The following is a 13,266-nucleotide window of genomic DNA, read 5'->3' as shown; positions in this document are numbered from 1 at the left end:
GGGCGATGCAGATCCTTGTGGGAGCGGGCTTGCCCGCGATGGCGGTCGGTCGGGCAGCATCGCTCTGACTGATACACCACGGTAATCGAGAACCCCATGCCTCAACCGCGTCCCTACAAAGTTGCACTCAACGGCTACGGCCGGATTGGTCGTTGCGTCTTGCGTGCGTTGTTCGAGCGAGGCGAGAAGGCTGGCTTCGAGATTGTCGCGATCAACGATCTGGCCGACATGGCCAGCATCGAATACCTGACACGCTTCGACTCCACTCACGGTCGGTTTCCCGGCGAAGTGAAGGTCGACGGCGATTGTCTGCATATCAATGGCAACTGCGTGAAAGTCCTGCGCAGTGCCACCCCTGAAAGCATCGATTGGGCGTCCCTTGGCGTCGATCTGGTGCTCGAATGCTCCGGCGCCTGGCACACCCGTGAAGACGGCCAGCGTTTCCTCGACGCCGGCGCGCCGCGGGTGCTGTTTTCGCAGCCGATGGCCAGCGAGGCGGATGTCGACGCCACCATCGTCTACGGCGTCAATCAGGATTGCCTGACCGGCGACGAACTGCTGGTGTCCAACGCCTCCTGCACCACCAACTGCGGCGTGCCGCTGTTGCGTCTGCTGGACAAGGCGATCGGCCTGGAATTCGTGTCGATCACCACGATCCACTCGGCGATGAACGATCAGCCGGTCATCGACGCCTATCACCACGAAGACCTGCGCCGCACCCGTTCGGCGTTCCAGTCGGTGATCCCGGTGTCCACCGGTCTGGCGCGGGGCATCGAGCGCCTGCTGCCGGAACTTGCCGGGCGAATCCAGGCCAAAGCCGTACGCGTGCCGACGGTCAACGTGTCCTGCCTCGACATCACGATGCAGACTGCGAGTGACACCGACGCCGATGAGGTCAACCGGATCCTGCGCGACGCCGCCACCAGCGGCCCGCTCAAAGGTCTTTTGGCCTACACCGAACTGCCTCACGCAAGCTGTGATTTCAACCATGACCCACATTCGGCCATCGTCGATGCCAGTCAGACCCGCGTTTCCGGCCCACGGCTGGTGAACATCCTGGCCTGGTTCGACAACGAATGGGGTTTTGCCAACCGAATGCTGGATGTTGCAGAACACTATCTGCAGACAGCGACTTCAAAAAAACCGTAGGAAGTGCGACCCATGACCGTGTTGAAGATGTCCGACCTCGATCTGCAAGGTAAGCGCGTATTGATCCGCGAAGACCTCAACGTCCCAGTCAAGGACGGTGTTGTCACCAGCGATGCGCGTATCCTGGCTTCGCTGCCGACCATCAAGCTGGCCCTGGAAAAAGGCGCAGCGGTGATGGTCTGCTCGCACCTGGGTCGTCCGACCGAAGGCGAGTTCTCCGCCGAGAACAGCCTCAAGCCAGTCGCCGACTACCTGAGCAAGGCCCTGGGCCGCGAAGTACCGCTGGTGGCTGACTACCTGGGCGGCGTTGACGTCAAGGCCGGCGACATCGTGCTGTTCGAAAACGTTCGCTTCAACAAGGGCGAGAAAAAGAACGCCGACGAACTGTCCCGGCAATACGCCGCCCTGTGCGACGTGTTCGTGATGGACGCTTTCGGTACTGCTCACCGCGCCGAAGGTTCGACCCACGGTGTGGCCAAGTTCGCCAAGGTCGCCGCTGCCGGCCCGCTGCTGGCCGCTGAACTGGATGCACTGGGCAAGGCTCTGGGCAACCCGGCCAAACCGATGGCGGCCATCGTTGCCGGTTCCAAGGTCTCGACCAAACTCGACGTGCTGAACAGCCTGAGCCAGATCTGCGATCAACTGATCGTCGGCGGCGGCATCGCCAACACTTTCCTCGCGGCAGCCGGTCACCCGGTCGGCAAGTCGCTGTACGAGCCGGACCTGCTAGACACCGCCCGCGCCATCGCCGCCAAGGTCAGCGTGCCGCTGCCGGTGGACGTGGTGGTTGCCAAGGAATTCGCCGAAAGTGCTGCAGCGACCGTGAAACTGATCGGTGATGTGGCAGCTGACGACATGATCCTCGACATCGGCCCGCAAACCGCAGCCAACTTCGCCGAGCTGCTGAAATCTTCGAAAACCATTCTGTGGAACGGCCCGGTCGGTGTGTTCGAGTTCGACCAGTTCGGCAACGGCACCAAAGTGCTGGCCGAAGCCATCGCCGAAAGCGCGGCGTTCTCGATTGCCGGCGGTGGCGACACCCTGGCGGCCATCGATAAATATGGCGTGGCTGAAAAGATCTCCTACATTTCCACCGGCGGTGGCGCGTTCCTCGAATTCGTCGAAGGCAAGGTGCTGCCGGCCGTTGAAGTCCTGGAAAGCCGGGCCAAGGCCTGAGCCCGCCCGTTTAGCCAGGCAAAGGAGTGTTCAGATGGTCAAGTCGCTAGCGCTGTTGTTGCTGACCGGTACATTGGCAGCCTGCGGGAGTCACCCGAAGGCTGCGCCGGAGCCGGCACCCGGCGAGGACCGGAAAGGCTGCTACCAGGCCGACTGGCAGGCCGAAACCAACCCGGTGCTGAACAAGCGCTCGGGGCCGGAAGGCCTGGACAAATACGAGACGCAAACCCCGGCCAAGGAACATGGTTGCCCTTGACCGGTCTGACTCTTTAACTCAGGGCCGGCGGCGTGCGCTGCCGGTCGAGGAACACGGATGAAAGGCTTGATCGCCGTTGCGGCGCTGGGATTGTTGGGTGGTTGTGCGCAGTGGAATCCGTTCCAGTCGTCCGCCCCTGTGGACAACTGGACCACCTGGACCTGCGACAGCCAGGCCAAGGTGCTGTGGCGCTACACCGACGCCGGCCAGAAGGAAGTCGATGTACGGCTGGGCGGTGGCGATCAGGTCTATCGCCTGAAAGAAGAGCCGGGCGCCTCGGGCGCTTTGTACAGCGACAACATGCTGGCGTTTCACATCAAGGGTAATGAAGGCCTGGTCTACTGGGTCGCCACCAATGATCTGATCGGTCGGGGCTGCAAAGCGCAGTAATCGAATACGCCGCAGATTCATTGTGGCAATGGCCTTTGTGGCGAGGGAGCTTGCTCCCGCTGGAGCGCGAAGCGATCCCAAAAACCTTGCAGCGCGGTGTTTCAGATTGTCCGTGTTGACAGGTTTTACGACTGCTTCGCAGCCGGGCGCGAGCAAGCTCGCTCGCCACAGGTCAGCTGGACACACGATTTTGCTTTATCGAATCACCAGGCCGGGCCTCAACCCCCGATCTGCAATCACTTGAATAGCCGCCGCCGCTCCGGCAGGCTGGCACGATTAACGACCCAAACCGGGAGAGACACACACAATGGCACTTATCAGCATGCGCCAGATGCTGGACCACGCAGCCGAGTTCGGTTACGGCGTTCCAGCCTTCAACGTCAACAACCTTGAGCAGATGCGCGCCATCATGGAAGCCGCTGACAAGACTGACTCCCCGGTGATCGTCCAGGCTTCGGCCGGTGCCCGCAAATACGCCGGCGCCCCGTTCCTGCGTCACCTGATCCTGGCGGCGATCGAAGAATTCCCGCACATCCCGGTGTGCATGCACCAGGACCACGGCACCAGCCCTGACGTCTGCCAGCGTTCCATTCAACTGGGCTTCAGCTCGGTGATGATGGACGGCTCCCTCGGCGAAGACGGCAAGACTCCGACCGACTACGAATACAACGTCCGCGTGACCCAGCAAACCGTGGCCATGGCTCACGCCTGCGGCGTATCGGTTGAAGGCGAGCTGGGCTGCCTGGGTTCCCTGGAAACCGGCATGGCCGGTGAAGAAGACGGCATCGGCGCCGAAGGCGTTCTGGATCACAGCCAGATGCTGACCGACCCGGAAGAAGCCGCCGACTTCGTCAAGAAGACTCAAGTTGATGCCCTGGCCATCGCCATCGGCACCAGCCACGGCGCCTACAAGTTCACCAAGCCGCCTACCGGCGACGTGCTGGCCATCGACCGCATCAAGGAAATCCACAAACGCATCCCGAACACCCACCTGGTGATGCATGGTTCCTCGTCGGTTCCACAAGAGTGGCTGGCGATCATCAACCAGTACGGCGGCGACATCAAAGAAACCTACGGCGTACCGGTTGAAGAAATCGTCGAAGGCATCAAGCACGGTGTGCGCAAGGTCAACATCGACACCGACCTGCGTCTGGCATCCACCGGCGCCATGCGTCGCCTGATGGCCACCAACCCGAGCGAATTCGACCCGCGTAAATTCTTCGGCGAAACCGTGAAAGCGATGCGCGATGTATGTATCGCTCGTTACGAAGCGTTCGGTACTGCCGGCAACGCTTCGAAGATCAAGCCGATCTCGCTGGAAAGCATGTATCAGCGTTATCTGAAGGGTGAGTTGAACGCCAAGGTCAATTGAGCCTGGGTGTTGAGCTGATTTGAAAGTAACCCGCCGTGAGGCGGGTTTCTTTTAGGTGATGGTTTTGTGCGCGTCACCCGAAAGTCAGCGTAAACGGCGCTGCTGCTTGCTCAATGGCATTGACCACATGAGGCGCCTGTTCCCGATACTGTGGATAGCGCGCAAGCACCGCTTCAACCGAGGCCAGCAATCGCTGAATGCGCGCCCTCGGCTCCTCGATCTCACAGGTGTGGGCAAACTCCAGCAAACCCTGTCGGGAGGCAAACATCGACTTGTTGCCCGCCAGATCCAGAGCCAGAACATCCTCCGGAATATAAGCCGTGGTGTTGACGATGTCGTAAGCCGGCGCCAGACGCGCATCGCGCTGAGTCGGTTCGGAGTAAAGCAATCCATAGTTTTTCAAATGAGCGTCGCCGTTCCCGACAATGCAGCTCAGGGCAACGCTATCGAAAAGTTGATCAAGTGATGCGCGTACATGCTCGGCCGGGCAGTACACGCGGATGGCTTTGGCGATTGCTGCATAGCTTTTGCTGTACTTCTGGCTGGCCGACAACCCCATCAATACCGCCATGTCTTCAAAACCGATCGGGTTGAGCTGATCATCACGGTCAAAGCGGCGCATGACGAACAGCTTGGCATTATTGGAAAGGTAAAACGGCGGAACGGGAATACCCGCTTCTTTCGCCATGGACATGCAAAGAAACTCGTTGATTGCCAGACCGGGAAACTCGTCTCGGCCACTTTTAATAATCAAATCCGAGGTTTTCGAGGTCACGCGGGGTAACGTGGTTTCTTGTTGTTCCGGAACCAGCAATTTTGGCTGAACACCTGAGATACCCGCCCGCAGGATGTAGCGATCCATCAGGCCAGCGAAAATATCTTCCGTACCGTCCCACGTCAGAATCTCCTCAAGTTTCTCTCCTGGAAATTGTTGTTCTTCCAGCAAGGCATCAACAGTTTCAGAGCGCACGTGAACCCTGCCGATGGGCGACGTGCTGCCGGAAAGCGCCAATAAAAGCATCGGGTCGACATTCACAGTCTTGGCCAAGCGATTGCGCAGTTGCTCCAGCACGTAGCCTTCCGGCAGGTTCATCTGAAAAACAGGGTGGAGTTCGCGTCGGCGAAACTCGTCATGACGCACCGGCATCGACAGGCTGATAGCCACATCTGACGATGCATCGTCGTGATAACGGAACGTGAAGTCCTCGCCATCGCTGAAAAGCCTGCCGCTATGCCCCTCAGGCGTACTGACTTTGAGAGAGGTCATCTTCATCAGAATAAATCCCCCAGTTCTTCAAGGGTTGGCATGGCGGCTGGGACGACGGCGAGTTCGCAATCCAATGCACCAAGGACGCGCGCATAGGCGATCATGCCGACAGAAAGGGTGCCTTTTTCTACGGCGATGACCTTGTATCGTGTCAGCCCGGCGAGGTCGGCAAGCTGAGCTTGGGTCAGGCCTCGGCCGATGCGTTTTTCGCGCAACTGGTCGCCAAGGCGAGCGATCAACAAAATATGATCCATGTGTTTTTACCGGAACATCAATAGTTGAATGTTACGTTAGCACAACATTCTGGTGGCGGTACCGTTGTGAGGACCTAATGCAGACGTGTGGTAACGACCGCATCAAGGAAATCCACAAACGCATCCCGAACACCCACCTGGTGATGCACGGTTCCGCAAGAGTGGCTGGCGATCATTAACCAGTACGGCGGACATCAAAGAAACCTACGGCGTACCGGTTGAAGAAATCGTCGAAGGCATCAAGCACGGCGTGCGCAAGGTCAACATCGACACCGACCTGCGTCTGGCATCCATCGGCGCCATGCGTCGCCTGATGGCCACCAACCCGAGCGAGTTCGACCCGCGTAAATTCTTCGGCGAAACCGTGCAAGCGATGCGCGATGTATGTATTGCTCATTACGAAGCGTTCGGTACTGCCGGCAACGCGTCGAAGATCAAGCCGATCTCGCTGGAAAGCATGTATCAGCGTTATCTGAAGGGTGAGTTGAACGCCAAGGTCAATTGAGACTGGGTGTTGGGCTGATTTGAAGGAAACCCGCCGTAAGGCGGGTTTTTTATTTTCCATGCTTTCAGTTATTGAACAATGAAACGACGAGGTGGAGAGAAAAAATTAAATATTCCAAGTGGATCTGAAATGGTGTAGTCGATTTCGTATATGCCCGGAGTGATAAATGAATACTCAAATTCCGCTGAGTGATAAACGATGGAGTAATTCATTCTGCTATTCAAGTAGGCAGCGGGAAGTGGGGGTGGTGAAGACTGCGCGAGTAGGACGCCACCGCTGGGAACCGCGTTGAGAGCGAAAGTCACGATGTCACCAGCTCGTGTATTGGGATCCAGCTCGATGATAAGTGACAAGCGTTGCGTGCCTAGATTGACGATGGGAAGCGGTAGGGCAGGTTGAGGAGGGGCAGGAGCCATCGCTCCTCGAGGTGTGGCATTATAAATTTGCGGCGACTGATTGCCACCGAAGAGGCCTGCAAGTGGTGGAGCTGTCGGGTTAATTAAAGGCATGGTTCGCTCCGCTATGTTTGCCTGTTGATATAGTCCTGCTTTAAGTGGTTTTTCTGTTTTGAAATCAAGGATGGCGGATTTATTTGCTCTGCAGGTGCGTGTATTTGCCAGTAAATAAATCCGTCCCGTTTGATTGGTCTCGTTTGATATTAGATTTAATTGTTGGTTTCTGTTTAATTATCCACCCATATTCCTCCGCCACCACACCCTCCGCAGGCGCAACCAATAGGGTGATATGTACGTTTACCAACACACCCCGGTGTGGGTTTAATGGGGTAGCGGGGCGGAGGAGTAAAATCTTCCTCATAGGCGAACCCATTGGTGAAAATCTCTTCCAACACTGCAGTGACTGGTTCCGCAAGCGCGCCAGCGACTCCGATACCTACAGCTACAGCTGCTGGGAGGAGTTTGGGTTGATGGAAGATTGTTTTAGGAAATAAGGGAGCTTGAATAGATTCAACGTCGCTTATTTTTATTATGGCAACTTCGTCATTGCCAGTGTCCAAGATAATACTTTCTGTCGGATTATCTATTCCTGCTATCTTTCCGTAGAATACTTGGCCATCCGTGCAGCGAATGGCTGCTGGGTCATCGGATTCCAGAATGACAAGAGCAGTAATTGTCTTGATTTTCATTTTTAACACCTATAAAAACGAGAAAAATTTATTTTATGGATCAGAGAATAATTTTTTCCTTTTGTTGGGGTATTTTCGATTTCTGGATGTTCTGAATTCTTTTTTTCACATTACTGTTATCGAGCAGTCGTTACTCAGTGATGCGACGACAATTTTTCCGGAACTGTTTGTTTGTACGTAACTGAGTCTGTATTTTCCGCTTTTTATACCCATGTTCTTTATGTTTTCTATGTCGTATTCTTGTATGAACTTTCCGTTTCTTCCTCTTATTTCTCTATTTTCGAAATTTCCATCGATAAGGTCGATTCCGAGGAGGAAGGAGCTTGTCGGTACAGTAGTACTGTCTTTGAAATAGGTTTTGATAGTGTCTCCAGATCTAGTGTTTTGATGTAGGACTATAGTGACGCTATAGAAGTTAACCCCATTTTTTGTGCCAGTCTCAAGGTATGGGCAGGGTGCTACATTGGCATTAGGGACAGCGGAGGTCGGTAGCGGTAACGTGACTGGTCCACTTGCAGGTATAGAGCCCTGTTGTGTTATTGGGGTGATTGTTGTTGGCATTTTATGGCTCTCCACTAAATGGTGAACCTATGATTCAGCTGTTTTCGAATGAGTGACAACTGTCATAGTTGACAGTTTTTTATGGTTTTTTGATTCTTGATTTATCTCGAATGGTTATTACGAGATTAACGTTTAACTATTCATTGAAAGCGATATCAGCTCGCGTCGCTTCGTTATCGCTTACTTGTTTGCTTGCGAGAGAACCCGCTGTTGGCCGGGTCCTCCTTCGTAGGGCTAAGTGTTTCAGTCATCGATCAAGTTTTCAGCTCCACATGATCCAGCGCCTGACTCACCGCCAATTCCCCCAGCATCACCACTTGCGCGATACCCAGCGCGGTTTTGCGGTGGGAGGGCGGGAGGATCGCGGCGAAGTTGTTGAGCATTTCGCTGGCGGAGCCGAGGGTTTCGCTGGCGTTGGCCAGCAGAGATTCGGTGTTATAGGCGGGGTTGGCGAAGTACATGGGGGCGGGTTCGTTGACCGTGGCCATGATGCGGGCGCCGGGGCAGAGGTAGTGGTCGAGGGCGCGTTCGGCGGCTTCGTTGAGTTTTTTGGGGTCGAGGGAATCGTAGGGGGAGGCCGGGTCTGTGACCGGCGGATGAGGCGTCGATTGAATCATGTTTCGTCTCCGGGAAATGGAGCCGACACCGGATCGCTACTAAACGATGGGGTGGCAGCTGAACGCAGGTTAGTAGACCGGGGAGACGCGAACCGGCGCGCCCGAAAGCGCCCTGCGTACAGCTACCATCAAGCGCAGATATCGAGATATCTCACTTTCTGGAGTGCAAATACGCCTCGCGAACCCTCGGGCTACTAAACCCGATCACTGCGAATCAGTGACCCGAATCAAGCTACCGATGGCCCTCCAGGCGCACAAGCCGGCGGATTCTGGCGTACCGGTAGGCAGCGACGCAAGCCGTTGTAGGCTTCAGGAAGTAACGGTTGGAGCCTTTAAACAGCGACGTTTAAAGGGGTATGACTGGCATAAATAGCCTGTGGCGAGGGAGCTTGCCGGGTCGCCGCATCGTTCCGCCAGGGCGCGAAGCGGCCCTGAAAAAGCGAGGTCTGCTGCGCAGCCCAGCGGGACGATGCGGCGACCCGACAAGCTCCCTCGCCACAGGGGTAGTCCAGTAGGATTATTTATCGTGATCAATATCCAGCTTGCTGAACGTCACCTGCCCGCCCTCGCTGGTGTACCCGGTGTTGTCCTGCACATACACGCCGGCCTTGAAGTACAGCGGCCTGTTGCGCCATGTCGCGCTGATTTGCGAGTCCCACTGATACCCGGCCGCGCTGATGCCCAGCGCGCCACCGGGGCTCAGGTGAATCAGGTAGTTGAATTCGCGATCCAGTTTGATCCCGGTCGCCAGGGTAATCACCCGGCCTTCGTCATCATCCGGGTGCATGCGCACCTTGATCACCAGGTTGCCGGAGTCCAGTTTGCTCTTGTACTGATACTCCAGTTTCACCAGCGGCTTCTGGCTTTCATAGGCGTGGATCTGGCCGATGACGATCTTGCCGGAGCTGGGCACTTTATTGACCGAAAGGGTCGCGCGCAGCAGGTTGTCGGCGTCGGGGTAGTACCAGTTGCGCAGGGTGCCGTTGCTGTAGGTTTCGCGCAGTTCGGTGCGCGGGTAGATGGCGTTTTCGGTTTTCGAGCCGGTCACCGGGGACCAGAAGAACAGGGTGCCGGTGTCGGAATGGAAGTACTGATCCTTGAAGCCGTTCACCAGTCTGGAGGTTTCGACGGTGTGGGGCGGGCTGCCAACGGGAACGCTGAGGTTCCAGGTTGCGAGGTCGATCATGTCGGTTCTTCCACTCTGTTTCTGCTGCACGCGCGTGCCAGAAGCTCTAGCCCGCGCCTCTTGGGGGCGGCCTTTATAAGCGTAGAGGGATTTTTTGTTAACGGCCGTCTGGCGGATGATTGGCGCCAACATCCTGTCGAAATGCCATGTTTCCCGGTTTCCGGGGGCTGCAGGGGTGACCGTTAGTCGGCTACTCATGAGTTTGATTACATGATGGCCTGATGACAGCTACTGCTTTTGCATATCCCGGACTAGAGTGAAGGCTCAGCAAGAGTACGGTTTTCACGAGAAACCGGCCGCGTCCCGTTAGGATGTCCCGACAAGAGAAGCAGCATGGAATGCGCGCAAACCCAGCCAGGTGAAGGCAGCTCCGTCCTTTTGATCGTTGATGATTACCCTGAAAACCTGATCAGCATGCGCGCCTTGCTGCAACGTCAGGACTGGCAGGTCATGACCGCCGCTTCCGGTTTCGAAGCGCTCAACCTTTTGCTCGAACACGACATCGACCTGGTGCTGCTGGATGTACAGATGCCGGGCATGGACGGTTTCGAAGTCGCGCGCCTGATGCGCGGCAGCCAGCGAACACGGCTTACGCCCATCATTTTTCTCACCGCGAACGAGCAGTCCCAGGACGCCGTGATCAAGGGCTATGCCAGTGGCGCGGTGGATTACCTGTTCAAACCGTTCGACCCACAAATCCTCAAACCCAAAGTTCAGGCGTTGCTGGAGCACCAGCGCAATCGCCGGGCGCTGCAGCGTTTGAGTCAGGATCTGGAATCGGCGCGGGCCTTCAATGCTTCGGTGCTGGATAACGCCGCCGAAGGCATTCTGGTGCTGGCCGAGGATGGCTTGATCCGCTTCGCCAACCCGGCGATTTCCCGTTTGTTGAATGCGCCGGTGAAGGAGCTGGAAGGCCAGGAGTTTCTCGATTTCCTGCAGAAACCGCACATTCCGCTGTGGGCCGATTCCGAGTTTTACGCCAGTTACAAACGTGGCGAGACACTGCGTTTACACGACGCGCTGCTGCGCACCGTACCGGGCCAACAGGTGCCGGTGGCGCTGTCCTGCGCCGCGTTGCCGAGTGAACAGCACGCGATGGTGGTGACGGTGCTGGACATGTCGGTGGTGCGTCATCTGCATCAACAGCTTGAGTTTCAGGCCGTCACCGATCCGCTGACCGGGTTGCTCAATCGTCGCGGCTTCTACCAGACGGTGGAAAATCTGCTGTTGCGCGGTGAGCGCACGGACAGCAGTTGGGTGCTGATGTACCTCGATCTCGACGGCTTCAAACGGGTCAACGACTCCCTCGGCCATGACGCCGGCGACCGGGTGTTGCGCTGGGTCTCCGAACAACTGAAAGCCTGCCTGCGGCCGTTCGACATTCTGGCGCGGATGGGCGGCGATGAATTCACCGCGTTGCTGGACCTGGAGTTTCCCGAGCAGGCGGCGAAGATTGCCGAGAAGCTCATCGAACGGGTGTCGATCTGTCAGCAGATTGAAGGGCTGGATATCGCGCTGGGTGCCAGTATCGGCATCGCCACGTACCCGGATTGCGGCAATAACCTTGATGGCTTGATGCGCGCCTCGGACATCGCCATGTACGAAGCCAAGCGTGCCGGGCGTCAGCAGTATCGCTTCTACGATCATGAGATGAACGGCCGTGCCCGCTCACGGCTGATGCTGGAAGAAAGCGTGCGCACCGCCATCGAGAACCGCGATTTCAATCTGGTGTATCAGCCGCAGGTGGCGATTGGCGACGGCAGGATTCGCGGTTTCGAGGCGTTGCTGCGCTGGCAGCATCCGAGTGTCGGCGATGTCCCGCCGGGGTTGTTCCTGCCGTTGTTGGAAGAGGCCACGTTGATCAGTCGGCTCGGCAGCTGGATTTATCATCGCAGCGCCGGGCAGCGTAAGGCCTGGGAGGCGGAGTTCGACCAGGATCTGGTGATCGGCGTGAGCCTGAGCAACACCCAGTTCGGCCTGCCGAATCTGGTGACCGAATTGCGTCAGGTGCTGGAACGTCACGGCTTGCAGCCGCAGCAGATGGAAGTGGAGGTCACGGAAGAGGCCTTGACGGTCAATCCGGACGAAACCCGCAAACAACTGAAGCTGCTGCGCAATCTCGGGGTGCGGGTGGCGCTGGACGATTTCGGTTCCGGCTCGTGCTCGCTGTCGCATTTACGGGACCTGGATCTGGACACCCTCAAGCTCGATCGCCACCTGATCGCCCGATTGCCCGACTCGACCCGGGACGCTTCGCTGGTGCGCAGTGTTATCGCACTGGGCAAGGAATACGGGTTGCTGGTGATCGCCGAAGGCGTGGAAACCCTTGAGCAATACCAATGGCTGCAAGCCCACGGCTGTGAATATGTGCAGGGGTTCCTGGTGGCGCGGCCGTTGGTCGCCGAAGACACCACGCGGTTTGCCGAGCCTTTCGACTGGAGCGCGCTGGCCGGTTGAATTCGCTACACTGGCGGCCTTTTCATGACCCGTGCCGCCCATGACTGCGTTGAAATACCTCCAGGCCTATCCCGCGCCATTGCAGGATCAGGTGCGCCGATTGATTGCCGAAGACCGTCTCGGCGATTACCTGAATCAACGCTATCCAGGCCGCCACGATGTGCAGAGCGACAAGGCGTTGTATGGCTATGCGCTGGACCTGAAACAGGAATACCTGCGCAACGCGCCGGCCATCGACAAGGTGCTGTTCGACAACCGCCTCGACCTGACCCATCGCGCACTCGGCCTGCACACCACGGTGTCACGGGTGCAGGGCGGCAAACTCAAGGCAAAGAAAGAAATTCGCATCGCCTCGTTGTTCAAGGAGGCCGCGCCGGAGTTCCTGAAGATGATCGTCGTGCACGAACTGGCGCACTTCAAGGAGTCGGACCACAACAAGGCGTTCTATAAATTATGTGAGCACATGCTGCCGGGCTATCACCAGATCGAGTTCGATCTGCGGGTGTACCTGACGTGGCGGGACATGCAATAAGACATCAAACAACGGAGCGCATGCATGGACGTGAGCAAGACCAAGAGCAGTTTCTACCGGCGCTTGTACGTGGCGTATCTGATCGACAGCGGCCTGGCCAGCAGCGTACCGGCGCTGACCGACGTCACCGGCATGCCCCGGCGCACGGCGCAGGACACCATTGCGGCGCTGGCGGATCTGGATATCGTCTGCGAGTTCGAACAGCAAGAAGGCGCGCGCAACCATGCGGGGCGCTACCGGATTCGCGAGTGGGGGGCGATTGATCGGGGGTGGATCGAGCGCAATTTGCGGCAGATAAAAGCGGTTTTGGAATATCCCTGATTTTTGTGTTCGGGTTTTGGAACGCCGCCCTCACCCCAGCCCTCTCCCGGAGGGAGAGGGCGCCGATTGGGGGATATTG

15 protein-coding genes and 1 pseudogene are annotated in these 13,266 nt (G+C 57.3%); 9 read left to right on the top strand and 7 right to left on the bottom strand.

The window, feature by feature from the left end; all coding sequences use genetic code 11:
- Positions 1 to 96 precede the first annotated feature (96 nt).
- The 5 genes from epd to fba all read left to right on the top strand — a co-directional run bounded on the left by epd (position 97) and on the right by fba (position 4,343).
- On the top strand, positions 97 to 1,149 hold the full coding sequence (epd, locus tag BBF94_RS26085; protein ID WP_065261800.1) for an erythrose-4-phosphate dehydrogenase: 1,053 nt from the start codon (positions 97 to 99) through the stop codon (positions 1,147 to 1,149).
- Between the two features lie 12 nt (positions 1,150 to 1,161).
- Positions 1,162 to 2,325 (top strand): phosphoglycerate kinase, encoded by a 1,164-nt coding sequence (locus BBF94_RS26080; protein ID WP_065261799.1) that lies wholly within the window; start codon positions 1,162 to 1,164, stop codon positions 2,323 to 2,325.
- A gap of 34 nt (positions 2,326 to 2,359) precedes the next feature.
- On the top strand, positions 2,360 to 2,581 hold the full coding sequence (locus BBF94_RS26075; RefSeq protein WP_065261798.1) for a hypothetical protein: 222 nt from the start codon (positions 2,360 to 2,362) through the stop codon (positions 2,579 to 2,581).
- A 57-nt stretch (positions 2,582 to 2,638) separates the two neighbouring features.
- Positions 2,639 to 2,971, top strand: a complete 333-nt coding sequence (locus BBF94_RS26070) for an MliC family protein (RefSeq protein ID WP_065261797.1) — start codon at positions 2,639 to 2,641, stop codon at positions 2,969 to 2,971.
- A 307-nt stretch (positions 2,972 to 3,278) separates the two neighbouring features.
- Positions 3,279 to 4,343 carry a class II fructose-bisphosphate aldolase gene (fba, locus tag BBF94_RS26065; RefSeq protein WP_007959708.1) on the top strand — a complete coding sequence of 355 codons (1,065 nt, stop codon included), beginning with the start codon at positions 3,279 to 3,281 and terminating at the stop codon, positions 4,341 to 4,343.
- A gap of 73 nt (positions 4,344 to 4,416) precedes the next feature.
- Here the strand turns inward: fba and BBF94_RS26060 are convergent, their stop codons facing one another.
- Positions 4,417 to 5,616 carry a type II toxin-antitoxin system HipA family toxin gene (locus BBF94_RS26060; RefSeq protein ID WP_065261796.1) on the bottom strand — a complete coding sequence of 400 codons (1,200 nt, stop codon included), beginning with the start codon at positions 5,614 to 5,616 and terminating at the stop codon, positions 4,417 to 4,419.
- Entirely contained in the window at positions 5,616 to 5,864 is a 249-nt protein-coding gene (locus BBF94_RS26055; RefSeq protein ID WP_065261795.1) for a helix-turn-helix domain-containing protein, read from the bottom strand. The genes BBF94_RS26060 and BBF94_RS26055 overlap by 1 nt, the downstream gene beginning before the upstream one ends.
- Positions 5,865 to 5,947: 83 nt before the next feature.
- Here BBF94_RS26055 and BBF94_RS26050 point away from each other — a divergent pair.
- Positions 5,948 to 6,369: pseudogene (locus BBF94_RS26050) on the top strand (class II fructose-bisphosphate aldolase); the annotation flags it as partial.
- 68 nt (positions 6,370 to 6,437) lie between these two features.
- Here the strand turns inward: BBF94_RS26050 and BBF94_RS27820 are convergent.
- The 5 genes from BBF94_RS27820 to BBF94_RS26035 all read right to left on the bottom strand — a co-directional run bounded on the left by BBF94_RS27820 (position 6,438) and on the right by BBF94_RS26035 (position 9,877).
- Entirely contained in the window at positions 6,438 to 6,878 is a 441-nt protein-coding gene (locus tag BBF94_RS27820; protein ID WP_141676633.1) for a hypothetical protein, read from the bottom strand.
- Positions 6,879 to 7,051: 173 nt separating this feature from the next.
- On the bottom strand, positions 7,052 to 7,513 hold the full coding sequence (locus tag BBF94_RS27815; protein WP_141676632.1) for a hypothetical protein: 462 nt from the start codon (positions 7,511 to 7,513) through the stop codon (positions 7,052 to 7,054).
- Positions 7,514 to 7,618: 105 nt separating this feature from the next.
- Positions 7,619 to 8,074 carry a hypothetical protein gene (locus BBF94_RS28090; protein WP_218060147.1) on the bottom strand — a complete coding sequence of 152 codons (456 nt, stop codon included), beginning with the start codon at positions 8,072 to 8,074 and terminating at the stop codon, positions 7,619 to 7,621.
- A gap of 254 nt (positions 8,075 to 8,328) precedes the next feature.
- A complete protein-coding gene (locus tag BBF94_RS26040) occupies positions 8,329 to 8,691 on the bottom strand; it encodes a DUF6124 family protein (protein ID WP_065261793.1) in 363 nt (120 codons plus the stop codon).
- A 517-nt stretch (positions 8,692 to 9,208) separates the two neighbouring features.
- Positions 9,209 to 9,877 (bottom strand): polysaccharide lyase family 7 protein, encoded by a 669-nt coding sequence (locus BBF94_RS26035; RefSeq protein WP_065261792.1) that lies wholly within the window; start codon positions 9,875 to 9,877, stop codon positions 9,209 to 9,211.
- Between the two features lie 333 nt (positions 9,878 to 10,210).
- On the opposite strand from BBF94_RS26035, the gene BBF94_RS26030 reads away from it, so the two are divergent.
- From BBF94_RS26030 to BBF94_RS26020, 3 genes are read left to right on the top strand one after another with little or no spacing between them, the layout of a single operon-like run.
- Positions 10,211 to 12,334 carry a putative bifunctional diguanylate cyclase/phosphodiesterase gene (locus BBF94_RS26030; RefSeq protein ID WP_065261791.1) on the top strand — a complete coding sequence of 708 codons (2,124 nt, stop codon included), beginning with the start codon at positions 10,211 to 10,213 and terminating at the stop codon, positions 12,332 to 12,334.
- A 40-nt stretch (positions 12,335 to 12,374) separates the two neighbouring features.
- Positions 12,375 to 12,866: a M48 metallopeptidase family protein gene (locus BBF94_RS26025; RefSeq protein WP_065261790.1), complete on the top strand. Its 492-nt coding sequence runs from the start codon at positions 12,375 to 12,377 to the stop codon at positions 12,864 to 12,866.
- Positions 12,867 to 12,890: 24 nt separating this feature from the next.
- The gene (locus BBF94_RS26020) at positions 12,891 to 13,187 is read left to right on the top strand and encodes a winged helix-turn-helix domain-containing protein (RefSeq protein ID WP_065261789.1); all 297 of its coding nucleotides are present in this window, start codon (positions 12,891 to 12,893) and stop codon (positions 13,185 to 13,187) included.
- Positions 13,188 to 13,266: the final 79 nt, after the last annotated feature.

The sequence above is a fragment of the Pseudomonas bananamidigenes genome, from assembly GCF_001679645.1.
GTDB lineage: Bacteria > Pseudomonadota > Gammaproteobacteria > Pseudomonadales > Pseudomonadaceae > Aquipseudomonas > Aquipseudomonas bananamidigenes.
The sequence above is the reverse complement of the archived record's forward strand: the minus strand, read 5'-3'. Positions and strand labels throughout refer to the sequence as shown.

What these genes read in the sequence shown, in the direction of transcription:
- epd (WP_065261800.1), top strand. Translation starts at nt 97, where the DNA reads ATGCCTCAACCGCGTCCCTACAAAGTTGCACTCAACGGCTACGGCCGG.
- BBF94_RS26080 (WP_065261799.1), top strand. Translation starts at nt 1,162, where the DNA reads ATGACCGTGTTGAAGATGTCCGACCTCGATCTGCAAGGTAAGCGCGTA.
- BBF94_RS26075 (WP_065261798.1), top strand. Translation starts at nt 2,360, where the DNA reads ATGGTCAAGTCGCTAGCGCTGTTGTTGCTGACCGGTACATTGGCAGCC.
- BBF94_RS26070 (WP_065261797.1), top strand. Translation starts at nt 2,639, where the DNA reads ATGAAAGGCTTGATCGCCGTTGCGGCGCTGGGATTGTTGGGTGGTTGT.
- fba (WP_007959708.1), top strand. Translation starts at nt 3,279, where the DNA reads ATGGCACTTATCAGCATGCGCCAGATGCTGGACCACGCAGCCGAGTTC.
- BBF94_RS26060 (WP_065261796.1), bottom strand. Translation starts at nt 5,616, where the DNA reads ATGAAGATGACCTCTCTCAAAGTCAGTACGCCTGAGGGGCATAGCGGC.
- BBF94_RS26055 (WP_065261795.1), bottom strand. Translation starts at nt 5,864, where the DNA reads ATGGATCATATTTTGTTGATCGCTCGCCTTGGCGACCAGTTGCGCGAA.
- BBF94_RS27820 (WP_141676633.1), bottom strand. Translation starts at nt 6,878, where the DNA reads ATGCCTTTAATTAACCCGACAGCTCCACCACTTGCAGGCCTCTTCGGT.
- BBF94_RS27815 (WP_141676632.1), bottom strand. Translation starts at nt 7,513, where the DNA reads ATGAAAATCAAGACAATTACTGCTCTTGTCATTCTGGAATCCGATGAC.
- BBF94_RS28090 (WP_218060147.1), bottom strand. Translation starts at nt 8,074, where the DNA reads ATGCCAACAACAATCACCCCAATAACACAACAGGGCTCTATACCTGCA.
- BBF94_RS26040 (WP_065261793.1), bottom strand. Translation starts at nt 8,691, where the DNA reads ATGATTCAATCGACGCCTCATCCGCCGGTCACAGACCCGGCCTCCCCC.
- BBF94_RS26035 (WP_065261792.1), bottom strand. Translation starts at nt 9,877, where the DNA reads ATGATCGACCTCGCAACCTGGAACCTCAGCGTTCCCGTTGGCAGCCCG.
- BBF94_RS26030 (WP_065261791.1), top strand. Translation starts at nt 10,211, where the DNA reads ATGGAATGCGCGCAAACCCAGCCAGGTGAAGGCAGCTCCGTCCTTTTG.
- BBF94_RS26025 (WP_065261790.1), top strand. Translation starts at nt 12,375, where the DNA reads ATGACTGCGTTGAAATACCTCCAGGCCTATCCCGCGCCATTGCAGGAT.
- BBF94_RS26020 (WP_065261789.1), top strand. Translation starts at nt 12,891, where the DNA reads ATGGACGTGAGCAAGACCAAGAGCAGTTTCTACCGGCGCTTGTACGTG.